This is a genomic window from Paenibacillus piri (assembly GCF_004354045.1).
GTDB classification, from domain to species: Bacteria; Bacillota; Bacilli; order Paenibacillales; family NBRC-103111; genus Paenibacillus_S; species Paenibacillus_S piri.
In genome coordinates, this window is the sequence record NZ_SMRT01000024.1 from 1 (window position 1) to 17,762 (window position 17,762).

Annotated in this window: 11 protein-coding genes; 1 reads left to right on the plus strand and 10 read right to left on the minus strand. The window is 49.0% G+C overall.

What is annotated here, in order from left to right; all coding sequences use genetic code 11:
* Nucleotides 1-419 precede the first annotated feature (419 nt).
* Nucleotides 420-2,726: a helix-turn-helix domain-containing protein gene (locus tag E1757_RS31220; protein WP_133235701.1), complete on the minus strand. Its 2,307-nt coding sequence runs from the start codon at nt 2,724-2,726 to the stop codon at nt 420-422.
* A gap of 208 nt (nt 2,727-2,934) precedes the next feature.
* Nucleotides 2,935-3,957, minus strand: coding sequence for an Ldh family oxidoreductase (locus tag E1757_RS31225; protein WP_133235703.1), 1,023 nt, complete (start codon nt 3,955-3,957; stop codon nt 2,935-2,937).
* A gap of 633 nt (nt 3,958-4,590) precedes the next feature.
* Here E1757_RS31225 and E1757_RS31230 point away from each other — a divergent pair.
* Entirely contained in the window at nt 4,591-5,349 is a 759-nt protein-coding gene (locus E1757_RS31230; RefSeq protein WP_246079673.1) for an ROK family protein, read from the plus strand.
* 213 nt (nt 5,350-5,562) lie between these two features.
* On the opposite strand, the gene E1757_RS31235 is transcribed toward E1757_RS31230, so the two are convergent.
* From E1757_RS31235 to E1757_RS31270, 8 genes are read right to left on the minus strand one after another with little or no spacing between them, the layout of a single operon-like run.
* Nucleotides 5,563-6,387, minus strand: coding sequence for an SDR family NAD(P)-dependent oxidoreductase (locus tag E1757_RS31235; protein WP_133235707.1), 825 nt, complete (start codon nt 6,385-6,387; stop codon nt 5,563-5,565).
* Between the two features lie 50 nt (nt 6,388-6,437).
* On the minus strand, nt 6,438-7,559 hold the full coding sequence (dgoD, locus tag E1757_RS31240) for a galactonate dehydratase (RefSeq protein ID WP_133235709.1): 1,122 nt from the start codon (nt 7,557-7,559) through the stop codon (nt 6,438-6,440).
* Nucleotides 7,560-7,609: 50 nt separating this feature from the next.
* Nucleotides 7,610-9,478, minus strand: a complete 1,869-nt coding sequence (locus tag E1757_RS31245; protein ID WP_133235711.1) for a right-handed parallel beta-helix repeat-containing protein — start codon at nt 9,476-9,478, stop codon at nt 7,610-7,612.
* A gap of 21 nt (nt 9,479-9,499) precedes the next feature.
* Entirely contained in the window at nt 9,500-11,404 is a 1,905-nt protein-coding gene (locus E1757_RS31250; RefSeq protein ID WP_133235713.1) for a sialate O-acetylesterase, read from the minus strand.
* Between the two features lie 12 nt (nt 11,405-11,416).
* The gene (locus E1757_RS31255) at nt 11,417-13,624 is read right to left on the minus strand and encodes a hypothetical protein (RefSeq protein ID WP_133235715.1); all 2,208 of its coding nucleotides are present in this window, start codon (nt 13,622-13,624) and stop codon (nt 11,417-11,419) included.
* Nucleotides 13,605-15,164 (minus strand): carboxylesterase/lipase family protein, encoded by a 1,560-nt coding sequence (locus E1757_RS31260; protein ID WP_133235717.1) that lies wholly within the window; start codon nt 15,162-15,164, stop codon nt 13,605-13,607. Before E1757_RS31260 ends, E1757_RS31255 begins: the two co-directional genes overlap by 20 nt.
* Before the next feature lie 28 nt (nt 15,165-15,192).
* Entirely contained in the window at nt 15,193-16,797 is a 1,605-nt protein-coding gene (locus E1757_RS31265) for an alpha-L-arabinofuranosidase C-terminal domain-containing protein (protein ID WP_133235719.1), read from the minus strand.
* A gap of 26 nt (nt 16,798-16,823) precedes the next feature.
* Nucleotides 16,824-17,726 (minus strand): carbohydrate ABC transporter permease, encoded by a 903-nt coding sequence (locus E1757_RS31270; RefSeq protein ID WP_133235819.1) that lies wholly within the window; start codon nt 17,724-17,726, stop codon nt 16,824-16,826.
* Nucleotides 17,727-17,762: the final 36 nt, after the last annotated feature.

Genomic DNA, 17,762 nt, shown 5'->3' on the forward strand with positions numbered 1-17,762 from the left:
GTTCCCAAGCACCAACACAAACGCGCCCTCGTCTTAACGGCAAGAAAACTTGTGCGTCTGGTCGATGTGCTGCTACGCAACGACCAACTTTATACGCCACGGAGGAAGGTGAACAACGCGAAGGGATAACGCCTCCTTTGTCAAAGTCCTTCATGGATTCCCAGTAAAATTCTGGTAAAAAATCGGATTTTAGGCTGGGTCTGATTTGATGCGTCCATTTTTCCTGACTGATCTACTTTACGGCCAAGAAAATTTCCAATTCGATTGAATCAGGGACTTGACATCATACCGCTGGACTTGTTCTTCATGATTTAGTCTTGCACACGTATTGTAAGGCAAACAAAAGTGTCGTGACAGTGACAATACTTTGGATCCCTAACGAACCAAAGTATTGTCGTACCTTTGTCATCAATTGGTTCTTAGCGGTGCATCGCGCGATATTGACTCGGGGTAATCCCTAGATGTTTTTGAAATACACGGAGGAAGTGGCGCTCTGAGAACCCTACCTTAGATGCGATCTCTCCTACATTCATATCAGTGTGGCTGAGCATCTTCTTGGACTCCTCCAATTTGCACTGAGTAAGAAACTCCACAAAAGACATTCCTGTCTCTATACGAAAAATATGACTGATATATGACGGATTCATGGAGACCATCTCTGAGCATTGCACAAGAGAAGGGTTGTCTAATGCGTTATCGCGAATATGCTTCATGATTCGCATCACAGCATTTTTGCCGCGTACATGATTTCCTTCGGATAAGGCTTTGAGATAAACCGGGAAAAAACGCTCCGTGAACCAATCATGAATCTCAGAAGAAGTCTGTCGTTCACGCAGCTCCTCGAATAGAGCATGTTCACTAAGCACATTATAAAGATTCCCGCCCTCCGTCTGAAGCGAATTTAACAAGGAAGCAAGCAGCACGTTATAGCATTGTGAAATGAAAGCAGCGTTCTCGGAACCGCAGATTTTGTTTGAAAAATTAACCACTGCGGACTTGCCCTCGAGCAGCTCACGGGATTTCAGCGCCTCGATCATTTGCTTTTCCACCGTATTCGGATACAGCTGCGGAAACGATTTCGCGGTTTTGTCCGAATCGCTGATGAAATGAAGGCGTTCCTGATTACCGTAAATCCTGCGCTGCAGCGCCATCTTAGCTTCTTGGTACGCTACCGAAATATCCGCAATGTGGTTGTAAATCCGTCCAATTCCGACGGCTATCTGAATTTTCATCACTTCGTCCATACGACTGCAGAGAGCGGTGGAGAATTGTCTTATAGAGGCTGGAACGTTTTCCGGCGACATTTTCCGGGTCGGATGCAAAATTGCAATCGCTTTCCATTCGCTGCTCATTACGACATAGCCGTCCAATGGGAACTGCCCCGATTTCAGAAGCTCATTAAGCATATTTGTTACCGCATATGCGATGATAGGTTGATCTCCTCTAAGGAAGCGGTTCTGCCGATGCAGATTCTCGGCATCAATCACGATGACACCGTAGGTTCCATGTACTCGGATGTTAAATTTTTCACACTCGCTTTCAATGGAATGCCGGATAAGAGGGTTCCATTCAAGCACCATTTGCAAAAATTTTTCCCGAACAGTAGGCTGAATATGAGAGACATATTCTCTGATTTTGTCTGTCTCATCCTTTAGGTAGGTCAAGCAGTCTTTTATGAAAGCGATCTCATTATTTCCCTGACGGCTAATTCTCCCTCGGCTGGCCTGTTCTCCGTGAAGGATGAGCTGTTCAATGGGATTATAAATCAGCTTCAGGTTCAGAAGAGTTACACTAATACCGCAAATCAGCACAACACTGACGATAAGAGCGGTCAGCCAGCGAATCCAGGTGAACTCGTTGGCAATACTTTCTCGCGGCGTTAACGATATATACTCTCTACCGATTGCGGTTTTGACGAAGGTGTATAGTTTTCCCTTGATATATTGGCTTGCAGTGGCATCTTTGGCATTCAGAAATGCCTCCACTTGGGGAGAGGCAAACCGCACGGGCAATTCATTCGTCGTGCCGAACAGAATTCGCTTTTCGTCATCGATAACATACAGTCGGGACGACCAGCCCGGCACCGCCTGTAAATTTTGAAGCGGGGGGATAGAGACTTGGACCTGGTAAATCAGAAAGCCGTGTACAACGGAGTCGGAGGAAGTTCGCACCTCCCGTGTGAACGTGATCATACTTTTTTCGAGACTTTGCGGCAAGCGCATCCAATGATTGTACCTCGAACCGTTCAAGATACGTTGGATATCGTCTGCCTGCTTGAACCGATTCAATTGAATATGACCTTGTTCACTGGACAGCAGAAATCCATCATTGATGCGATAAAAGATAATCTCCTTAATAATCGAATTAAAATAATTTTTTCTGGATAGCAGCTTGATGACATCCTGTTGAAAAAAGAAATTGTTCTCGTAATCCGGTTTAGTGAAGGATTCGGTCAGCAGCGGATCTACAGCCAACTGCAGCGAATCGTTCTCCACCCCCTGCAGCAGGCTCTCTACACTATCCTTTATGCGAGCCAGACTGGTTTGACTCTGCTCCATAGCTTGACGTTCGGCCTGCGACATAGACACCTGATAGTAAACTGTCCCAACGACGATAACGGCTACACAGATAGAAATACAACACTGCCATATCAAACGGTTTAAAAGATTATTGCGGAATTTCGGGATGCGAATTGTTCGCAGAAGACAGCCCCCATTTCTCGTCATCTTGTGGGCCGTCCTTCAGGCGGCCTTTTCAGAAAAGCTAAGGACGACATGCTTGGAGAAAGAAATTTATCTCCTTCGGGAGCGCAACCTCCTTTCCTTCTAAAAACGACGCCTGCCCAGAGTCCTAACAATATCCAGAGAGACCACATACTCCCTTTCAAACAAGTGTAACATGAACATTATTGTATCGGACAGTCCCGGCACTCAATTAAGCCAACGTCTCAAGCTGCAGGCTTCGGGCGCGTTCGTTGAGTTTGTTGACTAGCTCTTCCTTCAGGTCGATGGCTCCCTCGCATATAATCTTCATTTTCCTGGTATGCGAGCCTTGACCGGGGACTTGCAAGCCTGAAGCGCGCCGCTCCATTCGATCAATAATTTCGGACACTCTTCTCTTGAAGGTGTCCGCTCCGAAGAGGCCGTCCGCTTTAATACAAAGCGCCGTATGCGAAGGCACACCTATAACACCGGTCCCGGACTGAGGCTCATCGACGATCTGGCCCTCGGATAGGATTCCGGTCAGCACTTCGCCCAGCAGAGTTAGTCCAAAACCTTTATGCCCGCCCATTGGCAACCGAGTTCCTTTCGCAATGGCGGCCGGATCGTCCGTCGGATTTCCTTCGGCATCTAGGCCCCAGCCGATGGGTACTCGCTCGCCGGCCTGGATTTTCTCGGCCAGCACGCCGTTTGAGGTATAAGCCAGACAAGCGTCGAACATGAGCGGATAACCTTTGTCAGTAGGCACGGCATACCCCATCGGACTCGTGCCGATCACCTTTTCCTTTCTCCCTGGCGCCCCCATGGTAGGAGCGCCACGGGTGATGATATAGCCGATGTAGCCCTTCTCCGCGGAAGCTTCAACATACGGCGCTGAAGCAAGAATATGATGCGTGTTGCGAATGGAGCACAAGCCGATTCCGAACCGTTCCGCCAATTGCTCCGCTCGCTTCATGACAAACGATGCGCATAGTTCGCCTAATCCTTGGTCTCCTTCATAGTTTTCTAACGCTCCAAAGCTGTGGATTAAAGATATTTCCGGATTTGCTTTCACTTTGCCCGACAGCAATCCGTCGATTCTTCCGGGGAGCTCATAGATGTCGTGATGGCCAACATCGCGCAAGGTAGCTCTCATAAAAACGTCCGTTACCGTCGCGGCATTGCTGTCGTTTAATCCGGCAGCCTTTAACAATTGCTGTGTAAATCGTTCCAATCGATTCGTAAATACTTTAGTCATGCTTCTCCTCCTTAAGTAGTAGGCTATTTGCTATGAGCCGCCGCCTTATGGTCCGCCGGTCGATCGCAGGTTCATCGTATGAGTGACATATCCCGCCCTTTCACAGATTTCTCGGATCAAATAAATAAGTTTATATGCTTAAAAACAACAAAAATAAATGGGACATGTACTTTTTTCAATGCTAATCAATACACCGAGTGTCATACAAGTGACATTTAGTTAGAAGTTTTGAAATCCAAAGAAAAGTCATTCATTGTCCGAAACCCGTCGAAAGATTGTCAAAATGAACTCGGAAGGACCCTCTTCACAAAACGGTTTTGCAGAAACTATCCTCGTATCGCATCAAAACTTCATCTAAAAAAAATCACATCTTTATTACACAAAAGCAGTGCAATAAAGATGTGATTTTCAAAACAACCTCGGCTGTAGAAATCGGTTAAGCAAGCTGGTCCTCCCTGTAATCCCATTCGCTATTGTTTCATTGCTGATTGAAACGGCTTCCGATTATTCCCCTATTTTCCACCGCGCTCTTGGTACGATTTATTGAATTCTTCCGTGATTTTCTGATATTGCGGATCCGCCTTCAGCTGCTCCACCAACTTGTCCCAAGACTCAATCGGCTCTTTGCCCATAATGACCTTAACCTTCATATCGAATGTTATTCGAAGCGCTGCGGAATCGGGTTGGCACAACGTGGACGTCGGCGGTTTAATGAAGAATGAAACAGGATTAACTACGGTTGTGGTCAACCGTCACCGAGCCAGAGGCTTGGCAGAATGCCGGTACGGGGGAGACCTGCAGTATCGTCATATGATTTATATCGGGGTCGGATCGGGTATCGCAGCAGGACTGTATATCGACCGGCAGCTATTATCAGGGCCGAGGGGAGGAGCCGGAGAAATTGGACATACTACCGTCGAACCGGACGGCCCTTTATGCCCATGCGGTAATCATGGATGCCTGCAGTTGTTATCGGCGGGACCCGCAATCGAACAAGAATATCGAAAAACCATCCGCCAGTCAAACCATACGCAGTCGTTTACCGATCGAGGCATTGACCTTCAATTGGTAAAAGCTCAAGACGTATGTGCAGCTGCGGAAAACGGTGACGATCTGGCGATTGGAGTTGTCAAAAAAGCGGCGGACTATTTGGGCATCGCCATGGCCAATCTGCTGAACACCTTTAATCCCGAAGCCATTATTCTAGGGGGCTTCGTCCCAAACGCAAGTTCTCTATTTGTCGAAACCGCCATGAAAACGATGCGGCAGCGCGCGATGCATCCTCTTTCAAGCGAAACGGTTGTTATGACATCCAGATTCAAAGAAATCGGCGGAGCATTGGGAGCCGCAAATTTCGCTTTGGACAAGTATATTTCGCTCTCCTTCTTTTGATACAACGTAAGTTCTAAAATCGTTTCTATCAAACCAGGTGCCGCGGCTCGACATCGAGCCTCTGCAGGCATGACGATCGGCGATGCGGCGGATTTCTTAAAAATAGCCATCGCCAAAGCATTCAACCTGTCCTGCCTTTCGCTCTATGTAAAGCCGCTTTTAGCGTACCTGGATCGTGCCTCAAACAAGCCAACCTGCCGTCCTTATTATTATTCAGGGCGTATCCTTCATCATATCCTTTACATCAAAGAAGTCCATCAGCTCATTAAAGCTTTCCGGCGTTCCTACGGCCGACAATCCCCCATCAACCCGAATAACCTGACCCGTTACATAGGAAGCGGCATCGGAAACAAGCCATACTACCGTTCCCCCCATGTCCTTCGCATAGCCATTTCGCCTCAGTGGAATAAAGCGGTGCGAATCTTTATAGAAAGGATGTACCGCCTCGTCTTCCGGTTCAGGTGCGCGGACGTTTGTAACGCCGGGCGAAAAACCATTGACACGAATTCCGTATTTCCCCAGATCAATAGCGAACGATTCGATCATGCGATTCATTCCCGCTTTCAAAGAACCATATACACCATCGCTGCCATGGGGCGAAAAGCTGCGTACGGATGTGTTAAACAAGATACTTCCTTTTATACCTTCCTGAACCATATATTTTGCGGCGGCCTGCCCCACAAGAATCATTCCTCGGAAATTCACGCGATAGAGCGCATCCATGCTCTCAACTGTAATATCCAAAACTCCTTGGAAGACAGTAAATCCGGCATTACTGACCAACACATCAAGCCTGCCCAGTCTCTCTACCGTTTCTTTCACAAGCCTCTCCGGAACATCGGGGTCGCCCATATCGCCTTCCAACAAACAGGTTTTAACCCCCATTGCCTCAATATCTGCCACTACCTCAAGCGCTTCTTTATCTGAAAAATGAGAGTGGACCGCGATATCATACCCTTCTCCGGCAAGCGCATATGCAATCCCGCGCCCGATCCCTTTGCTGGAACCGGTTACAAGGGCCACTTTCCCGTTTCTCATGAACCTTTCTCCCCTCCTATATAACCAATCTGATTCTATAAAGAGTGGACCTAAATTTCAGCGACGCTTCCATCCAGGCTGTAACGCGGCTCATACTGCTTATATATATATGGATATTTTTCAAACGCCTTTTCGTCGAGCTCTATCCCCAGACCAGGGCCTTCCGGCAGAGGAAAATACCCGTTTTCAGGCTTAAGCGACATATTGTAGATGTCCGCCCGTGCGTATACAGAATGGGCCGCAAACTCCAGAATATCGAAATTTTGGGTGGCGGCGCTAACGTGCAGACTCGCTGCCGCTGCAACCGGCCCGTTAGGGTTATGGGGAGCGAACTTGATATGATACGGCTCCACCATCGAAGCAATTTTACGGATCTCTGTAATACCCCCGCAGTGGCAAATATCAGGCTGTACAATATCAAGCAGCCGGTTTTCGACAATCTCGCGAAACTCGAAACGACTGAATAAGCGTTCACCTGCCGCTATCGGGACTTTGCTCGAGTTATTGCGGATTCTCTTATACGCAGCAGAGTTTTCGGGAGGGATCGGTTCTTCGTAAAAGTAGACATTGTGTTTAGCGGCTACCTCGAGCAGCTTGATAGCGTCAGCCGGAGCCGCTTGACCATGACTGTCGATACAGATCACCTTATCCTTACCGATCGCCCTGCGAATCGCTGCAAGATTCTCATCCAAGAACTCGATATCGGATGCCGGGTCGTAAGTGGGCCCGCTTTTCCCGCCTCCCGTTTTAATACCGTCAAAGCCCATTTCTATCGCCTTCAATGCGGATTCCGCGTTACCTGCGTGCGTATAGGTGCGGATTTTGTCCCGCACAGCTCCGCCAAGAAGCATATATACCGGCACATTATAAAGCTTGCCGTTGATATCCCACAGCGCCTGGTCGATCGCGCTTATGGCAGACATATAAATAAATCCGCCTTTCCAAAATCCGTGGCGATACATCTTCTGCCAGATTTTCTCGATATTGCGGGGATCGTCTCCGATGACGCTGCGCTCCGCCAATACATGAATGCTCTGTTCAACCGCCTTCTCCTGCCCTTCCACGCTAGCTTCTCCCCAGCCATGGATTCCCTCATCCGTCAATACTTTGACAAACAACCAATTTTGTCTGAGTGTTGATACCAGATAGGTTTTAATTTCCGTAATTTTCATATTTTACAGCCCTCCCGCAATCTTTTGGAACCCAACGAAATGAAAACGCTTTACTCAAACTGCTCCACCAGCTCTTTGATCGTGAACGGTTTTGACAAATCGATCGATTGCTCTACGATCTTCTGTCCGCATTCGATGCGAAGATCCAGCCTGAGTTCATCCTTATCCACGCGGGAAGTGACCGTTGCTTCCTTCCCGTTCACGTCCCAGCCCAGAAACTCCCTCCATGCACGGAGGTTAAACCGTTGGTTTCTGTGCTGTAGCCGACACGAGCCGCCTCTATTCAATATTTTACCAAATATATTATAGTCGCTCAAATTATCTTCGTTAGGTAACAGGATAGCTCCGTGACAGTTATCGATAATATTGCCCAGGATCTTGAATTTCCGGCCTAGCGAGCCTCGTCCGTTAACGATCCGGTCGGGATTACCGTCGTTGTTCATAAAAATAGCTGACCCTTGGGCGCCGCTGACAAAGTTATTCTCCACAATCAGGTAGTCTGTGTCATGTTCGTATATGGCATGGCCCCCGCCTTCTGCATCAGGATGCCCTCCCGGTTCGATCTTGCCGGAATGCATCATCGTATAGTCTGCACCGACATTAATAATGACATTATTGTCTACTTTATTGACGTAATGCGATGCCTCGACAAAAATGGAACCCAACAGAGTATGCTTCGCATCGATGACGACATTTCCGCATATACGCGTATTTCTATTGTTATAGTCGGTCCAGATCGTAGGACCATACATATTGTCCACGATCATATTGTGCCGGATCAGGCTATTGCGAGTGACATGCACCTTAATGGCGCCCGACTCCCACAAAATCTCCGTGTTATGCCAACAGTTCCTTTCAAATCTATTGTTTTCAATGAGCACACTTTCATAGCCGGTGGATGATGCAGGCACACCGCAAAGACCGCATAAACCGCAATCGGTAATCAGATTATTCCGGATGATATGAAAACCGGAAGGTTTATCCGATTGACGCATCGGGCTTTCATGACCGGTATCGATTCCGATCGAGTTCGCCCACCGGACGGTATTATTTTCTATGACCCAATGATGACCGCAATAAGTGGATAAAGCGCCTTTCTGCGATCCTGGAAATCCATTGCCGACATATTCAAAGGTAAGCCCCTTTACTCTTACGTATCCGAAGTATGGCTCTGAAGGAGCAAACAACTGCGATTTAGCCGTATAGGAAAGCGTATGATTCTCAGGCGCATCATCATCAAACAATCTGAAGTGGATTGTAAGCCCTCCGTCTTCAACCCAATACGTGCCCGGGCTTTGCCAAAGCTCTGCATAAATCTCGACCTGGCGCAGCAGCCTGCCGTCGCAGAACAGCAAGCCCCGGCGCATCATAAACTCTCTGTAGTCCATAGCTTTCGGCAATTTGTGGAACAAGAACGTACAGTCGCCGAAAGGATGCGGAGGCACGTTCAGCATTGCGAAAGGATTGGCATCCTCGAAGCTCTTAAAATCCAGGCTGCCCTGCCAAACACGCGCATGCTCATCAAAGGTGTCCACGATTAGATTTTGTCCGAATTGTCCTGTCTTCTTCCAGCCTTCAGACGGAACAAACTGTGTATGCCAGTTCTCCAGTCCGGACAGGACCACTCGTTCACCGGGAGCCGCCTCATAGCTGATCATGGCATCGGGTCCTGTACCCCCGCGGATTGGCCGTACAAATTCCTTATATACACCTTCGCCGATAACGACGCGCTCACCGGGCATCAAGGCCTGTGCAGCCCGATTTATCGTCTTGAACGGCCGCTCTTCCGTTCCAGGATTATCATCGCTTGCTTGGGGATGCTGTTGTTTCACATAATAGGTTTTACCATACTCTTCCTGCGGATGCCAAAACGAAAACCTGGTACCATCCGGCAGGGTATCATAATAATGATCCTGCATTTTTTTACCTCCCCAATTTCTTCATTTTAGCGATTCCGTTGTGAACGGCGAAGCAGGCAAGCCTTCCCGGTTATACAGATTGGCCCCTTCGGGATTATCGGCCCATGCATATCTTACATAGATGGGATTGGGCACCCGGCTATGCCATACCGCTACACATTCGTCCTCAATCCTGGCATCCGCCCATACGAAGGACCGGTCGGCCCCGGCTATGGCGAAATGTCTCAGCCTGTCCCCGCCTTTGGCTACTAATCCGCTGCCCCTATCGTCAAAGGACAATATGATCCGGTTCCCATCTATCTTCGCAGACCGGAGCATGGGCCCGGAAGCCACGACTGCTTCATCTCCATAGGCGACTTTCCGTGCCGCCAGTGCAAGCCGGGTTCCCACATCCTTTTTATTTCGAGGATGAACATCGTTCCATTCTCCAATATCAATGGTAACAGCCATTCCCGTATTCGGTACGGCAAGCGTCTTCCGCTGTGCCTCCCTTAATGCCGCCCATTTGCCTGCGGCAGGTCTGTCCGAAGGCTCCATATAGTTTGGCAGCTGAACATATAGGAAGGGGATATCGCCTAAGCCCCATTTCTTTCTCCAATCGGCAATCAATGCCTTGAACAGGCTCTCGTACTTTTCCGGCTTCTTCGCATTGGATTCTCCCTGATACCAGGCGACTCCTTTGATGGCGTAACGGACAACCGGCCCAATCATGCCGTTGTACAAGCCGGATGGACGCCATTGAACGAAGGCGGGTGCAGGCAGCGGTTCGCTTTTCACACCGATCAAGTACTGCCACTCCCCGCTTAAATCGGTGATCCGGTCTCCAGTTCTCAGATGATAGGGCTTGCCTTTATAAAAGCCGCCTTTCCCGGAGAAATTAACCACTCGGACTACAACCGTGTTTCTTCCTTCCTGCAGCAGGCCTGCCGGAATATCGTATGCTCTCGGCACATATTGGTTGGGCTTGGTCCCTACCATAGTACCGTTGATATAAACCGTATCCTCATCTACAACGTTCCCGAGAAAAAGAGTTGCGGAGTTGCCCAATAGGGAGGGGGGAATTTCTATTTCCTTCCGGAACCAGACGACACCGTTGAAATGACCCAATCCCTCTTCTTCCCAATAGGAAGGCATCCTGATGTACGGCCAATCGGTTGCGTCGAAGTCCGGATGAAAGCATGGCTTCCCGGCATCAGACAAGCCCGCGTCATTACGGTTTACATTGCGGTACCATTCTTCCCTGGACACCAGATCCTCCTTCACCATGGCTTCCACATCATTTTTATTCTTCATCTTTTGTAAGGTTTCAATATAATCCGGAAATAACGAAAGGGCATCCTCGCTCATAAAAGATTCTACAGGCGCCCCTCCCAGGCTGGCGTTGATGAGACCGACGGGTACACGATACGTTTCAAACAGCTTTGACGCATAGAAATACCCTGCGGCACTGAAGCTCAAGACGCTCTGTGGATTTGCCGCCTCCCAGCATCCGGCTTCGACATCGGTTCGCGGCCGTTCAAAGTCGTATTTTACCGGGATCAGGAACTGTCGTATGAAATCATTGCCAGCCTGAGCAATCTCTTCAGGATATACATCCCGAAGGGATTGCATCTTCATTTCCATATTGGATTGGCCAGAACACAGCCATACATCGCCCAGAAGGATATCTTTGATGATCATTCTTTCCGCACCTTCATCGGTCTCTATGGCCATGTCATAGGGCCCGCCGGCATTTGCCGTCTGAAGACGTACCCGCCATTCGCCATTTGCGTCAACAGCGGCGCTGTAGGAATTTCCCATAAAATGGACCGCGATGACTTCTCCTGCCGGAGCCCAGCCCCATATGCTTACTTGTGCGTTTCTCTGTATCACCATACCGTCGCTGATCAGGCGGGGCAATTCGATTTTCGTCAGATTCCGGGTCATATCGCGAGCTCCCTAGCTTCCAATCTGAATCTCAGCAAATGTATCATAGATACGGTTTCTCTTGGCCCGTTCCTCCGGACTGAGCTTTTGAGCATCTGCAATCTCATAGCCGCCAAAGGTATCATACAGCCTCGATGAGGGGTCGATTTCCACATAGGTGCACCAAGGCAGCCAGTGATAATGGCTTTGCAGCACTTGACTGGTAAAGTTGCCTGATTCGTGTCCCAAGCCAGGCATAATATATCCGATACTTCCGTCCGCATCATTGGACTGTCGGGTATTCTTATCGATGAACTCCGCAAAATCGAGATAATGCTCGTCACCTGTAATCACATACAACCTGTAATAGGTATATGAACAGGCGGCCATATACACATCGGCCCCCCCGCCGATGGTGATAATGCTCTGTCCGCTGATGGAATACTTGTTGAACGGATGCTTCGGCCAAGGGGTGGTCACAGGGAATGTCCACGCATAGGTCCAGGTTTCGGTATAATCGGCAGCGCCGATCGCGCCCTCGAGCCACCTGTCATTACCGGTCAGATCGTACAGGGCGAGAAAGCCGAACAAAGCATAGATCCCGGCCTCTTTATCCATGATGTCCATGTTGTCGCAGGTGCCGCCCCGATATTCCATATTCAAGTAGGCATTATCGTAAGACCATTCCCCCGCCTTGATCGCAGCGGCTTTATATCTTTCATCACCCGTCACCAGATAGAACTGCACCAAGAAACGAATCACACTGGGTGTGTTGGCCTTGGAGTCCATGCGGACGGAGCTGTCGGTATTGTATGCGCGGTAAAAACTGCCGTCATCGTTTTGAATGTTCACAATCCAATCGGCGGTTCTTTTACAGAATTCCAGCCATGCCGGCCGCTGGTCGCCTATTTTGCGCATATAGAGGCAAGCGTCCAGAATGGCCTCAATCCCGTCGGCAAGCATCCGGATATAATGGGGATACGGCTCGAATTCCTTGATGCCGGGATGGTAGCACATGTGCGGCAAGCCGGATTCGGTCATCGCCGTCCGCACCCAGAAATCGATGATGTTAACGCCTTTTTCGAAGGCTTCGGTCACGTTTTCCTTATGTCCGTAACGCAGCAGCTGATAACCGATTCCGGGCTGTTGTCCGACAAAGCCGAACTGAAAGGACACACTGGATACATCCATGTGGGGCAGCTGGCAGGAGAAGGGCAACCCGTACGATTCGCCGTACTGCCGCGTATATTGGGCGAGCATCTTCATGCAATTGTGAAAATGGAGCTCATTATCTACATCAAATAACTTGTCGCGCATCCGGTCATAGGTCACCCTCCAGATGTCTTTCATCATAAACTGGAAGCTGCTATAGTGTCCGAAATTGACAGCCACAGCATAGTTTTGCTCGAAACCGACCTCCACCGGGTGGCAGACGCGCTGGAAGGATTTGAATTGATCTTGGAAATCGAGACCCGCATACCTTCTTGTTGCAGGCATTTGACCATCGCAGCCCGGGTATACATAATCGATAGACAAGCCGTCGACTTTCGTCTCGAGCTCCTTGCGAACGGCAAAGCCATAATACAGATAATTCATGGTTCTGCTTTCCGGCTTGCTCATGCCAACGGCTCCAATCGTAAATTTGGGGTCCACATAATTGGCAGCCTGTAAAATATCCAGAGACCGCATGGTCACGTCTGAAGTCCAACGCGATATTGCCGCCATTTCACCCGAAGCGGTGTTTTGCATGGCGAACAAAGGCAGGGCGCAAGCGGTTTCCAGCCGCCAGAAATACTCACAATCCAGGTCTTTGCCAAAGGCGTGCTCACGCGCAAATTCATTTTGCTTATACCATACACCGGGCGCGAAACAGTTATAGTCATGCGGATCGTCCGATTCCGTCATTATAAAGGAGAGCTTGGTGGAAAAACCAAGGTCATCTCCCGCCTTCAGCACCTTTACGTTCCTGCTTACCTTAAATCCGGCGCCGCTTGCTTCATAAGTATCTGTAAAAGAAAATTCAGAGCCGGAGGGCACGGTTAACGTTCCTTTGGCGGTGATTGTATTGCCGGAAGCGGCAATCTCGCTGTAAGCTGTGTCATAAAACTCGCTAAGGGCAACGGCGGTCTTTAGGGTTACGAAGACCGGGCGTCTGTTAAAATATAGAAGTTCTCCGTCTTTTTGTACCTGGACGCCGCCGTCCTGAAGAATAAGGGTATAGTCACCGTTTACTAGTTTCAAAAGATTTTCCTCCTTTTTTCTTGAAGTATTGCTTTACAAGGAATTTCATTAAATCGCCGGGTTGTTCTCTGACAAACTCCGGTTTATCTTTGAATACCATTCCGTACGGCGCCTCGGGAGTATAGGGCACCCACTGTGGCATCTCCTCTCCAGTGGAATCTTGTCCATTCGGATCTCCGGAACGGATGAAGTTTGCCCAGTAGTTGCACATCTGACGGGCAAGATCATAATGTTGACCGACAAAAGGCCTCCAGCATTTGGCCAGGGTCTCAAAGAAGAACCAGAGATCCACCGAGTGAAAGGTTCCAGGGTTATCCCATCCCGGTATTTCCGCATCAAAATTATAATAATACAGCGGGATATTGGCTCCGGTATCCGCATTGGCCTGCGAGGCAATTCGGATCGCATATTCAAAACCGCTCACGGAAGCATTATTTACTGCTTCATCTATGTCGTCCGACTGAGCCTGGCAAAGCGCAAGAAACTCATCGGCATCATCGCCAAACATTTCGGCAGCCATTTGCCGGAATTCCTCAAGCGTCTTGACATTCGGAACACTGAAGAACTCGGAGGAAGTGTGGCCCCAAAGCACCGGTACCATCAACCGCTTGTTTTCCAGGAATAAATCAAATGTGTTGCCTGTATTGAACACTTGATCAACAACGGTACCCCAGAACCCGAACCCCTTATTATATTCCAGCATCTTGTCGCGGACATATTCCGCATCAAGCTTACGGGCTTCTGTAAGGGAGGAAACTCCGATAAATTCAAAGAATTTCAGACCCTCTTGTTCGGCTTCCGCCAGATTGCGCCGAACTCTGGGCATACGGCCTCCCGGGTAAAGCGGCGCCGAGACACCGCTCTGAATAATCGCTCTCTGAAAGAGTCCTTCGTTCTGAGGCGAAGTAAGCTGGCTCATGACGCTTCCACCGCCGGCAGATTGTCCGCCAATCGTAATGTTGTCGGGATCGCCGCCAAAATTCGCAATATTGCGTTTGACCCATTGCGTCGCGAACTGCTGATCAAGGTGGCCGAAGTTTGCGGGAGCTTCCGGAGCCTCCGCCGATATTTCAGGATGGCATAAAAACCCGAATACGTTCAGACGGTAGTTAATCGTCACCACCACGATGCCTCTGCGTGCGATGCGTTCGCCGTCAAACTCCATCTCAGCCGTATGACCGACCTGCAGCCCGCCGCCGAAGTACCATACAAACACCGGCAGCTTCTCGTCGGGACTGTTAGCCGGAGTCCATACATTCAGGTACAGACAGTCCTCGTCCATGGGGATGTCCGGATCTACAGCCCATTCCCTGGTATAGATGTTATTTACATCGATCTTTTGCCTTACCTGCATCGAGACCGGCGCGAAATCATGTGCTTTCAACACATCATTCCAATCTTTTGCGGGCTGCGGGGCACGCCAGCGATTCTCGCCTACGGGCGGCGCGGCAAATGGAATGCCTTTGAAACTTGTTATACGCGGATCGGCTGCCGGCAGCCCTTGAACTATGCCGTTTTCAACTTTCACTACTCTAAGCATACTTGATGCTCCTCCTTCAATTATTTGTCTATTTCGTAAGGCGAATCACATTCCAAGAAAGCTTTTTGGCTGCGGCTGTCACTTTACCGCTTTCCATTTTGGTTTCGGTATTTCTCACGGGCTTTATCGCATCCTGGTTCTCGAAGTTGTTCCCCTTTTCCAGATCATCAGTGTACATCTCAATATGCTCGGCGAGCTTATAGCCATCGAAGCCGCGAACGTCCAGGCTGACCTCGATGTCGTCCTCGATCCCCCGGTTGATGATGAAGATATAGACCTCGCCCTTTTCCTCATTTTGTACAGAGGCTGCTTCTATAGCCTGAACATCTTCGTAGGCGTGGCACTGATTAGAGCCCGTAAGGGCAAATTGCTCGGTATTGAAGGTCGGCCCGTCGACCACGGGCAGGATCGAAATGCCGTCGCGGGTCAGCTTGTTCATCTGGTAGTATGGATAATATGCCGCGTTCTTCCATACATGTGCGCCGTTAAAAGCCAGGGCGTTTCGAATGCCGCCGGTCATGCAGCCTATCTTGATCCGGTCCGCATGGCGCAGGAATGTCAGAAGCACTGAAGACATGGCAAGGGCGTTCAGCATTTGATGGGAACCAAACCTGCGTTCCACATAATTTTCCGGGTCATATCTTGTAAAGACATTGTCTCTGGGGGCAAATTGGGAGTAACTCTTGGTAACATCCTGCCAGCCTCTGCGCCCGAAGAGAACCTCGCCCTGCCTGCCAAAGCTGCAGCCGTATTCGTCGAAGGAGATGTACATTTTCTTAGGCGTGCGCAGCTTGGTTTGCAAATAGTCACAAATGGCGACGGTTGTCTTGATATAGTCCTCAAATACGGAGGAAATGTTGAGATAGTTGGCGATGTCGCCTTCCGGTGCGGAGTGGTAATGGTGCAGGGATATGTAGTCTACCGATTCGTAGCACTGCTCAAGCGCCGCCATTTCCCATTCGGGGAAATGCCTGTAATGGTCGGAGGTACCCGCAAAAACGGTTTCCGCCTTGTTGTCAATCCATTTGACCATCTTGGAAATCTCATGGGTGCGGATGCCGAAGCCGACAGGATCCTTTTCCCAGGACCCTATCTGCCAATGGCCGTCCATTTCATTCCCCAGATACCAGGTCTTAATGGGATAGGGGTCGGGGTGCCCATACTCCTTGCGCAGGTCAGACCAGTAGGAGCCTCCGATATGACGGGAATACTCCACCAAGTGTGCGGCGCTTTTGATCCCTTCCGTACCGAGATTGATGGTGTACATCGGCTCTGCATCGATACGATGGGTCCACTCCAAATACTCGTCATGGCCGATAATATTCGGCTCAATCTGGAACCATGCCAGATCCAGCTGTACCTTACGGTTTTCAAGCGGTCCGATGGAATCTTTCCAGTCCCAGCCCGACACCCAGTTGCCTCCCGGAAAGCGAAGGGCCGGAAGATCAAACTCCTTGACAGCGTCTATGACATCCCGCCGAAAACCCATGTCGTCCGCCGTCGGGTGCTTGGGATTATAGATGCCTCCATAGACCCAACTGCCGATCGGCTCGAGAAACGCACCAAATAGACGTTTATCTACCCTGCCTATCTTATAATCCGGGTGTACGGTCACTTTTGCCTTCTTAACCATTAAAAAACCCTCTTTTCCTGTATGACTTAAGCCTTAATTGCACCTATCAGCATCCCCTTGACAAAGTGCTTTTGCAAAAAAGGAAATACACACATGATCGGGATCATCGTTACAATAATTGCAGCCATTTTCATACCTTCCGAAAACTTTACATCGGTTTGTACATTCGAAATATTCATCTGCTGACTGATTTGGGAATCGATAACAATAGACCTTAAAGCAAGCTGCAAGACAACAAGACTGCCTTTTCTTATGAATATCATGGCATTAAACCATTCATTCCAACGGTCCACGGCATAGAACAATATGATTGTCGCAATGATTGGCATGGATAAAGGCAATATGATACTATAGAGAATCCGCCATTCGCCCGCCCCGTCAAGCTTTGCCGACTCCATAAGCGATATCGGTAACGACAGGAAGTAGTTCATCATGATGATTAAATAAAATGAATTAACTCCATAAGCAAGCACAACAGACCAAATTGTATTAATTAAATTCAACTGCTTCATTAACAAGTACATGGGGACAATTCCGCCATGAAACAACAGAGTAATGACAACAAAATAAATGAAAAATCTTTTGAGCGGAAAATCGGGGCGGCTAAGCCCGTAAGCCATACTGGTAGTCAGAAACATGTTGAGCGGCAATCCTAATACGAGGAGCAGCAAGGTGGAACGGTAGCCTATCCATATGCGTCCGTCTTCAAACAAGGCCTTGAAATTTTCAAGTGTAATTTCCGTTGGTATCAATAATACCGTCGATTTCAGATACTCCTGTTGTGTTGAAAAGGATATCGCAGTGACGTTGATAAACGGTAAAATGATGGCAATTGCAAAGAAGGTGAGAATAACCAACAGGACAATATCCAATGGTTGCATTTTTTTATGCTGATAAGCTTTTTCCGGTACCGGTTTAACTTCCGCCATATTCACTTTCCTTTCCCCTAAATATTCGCATCCGAT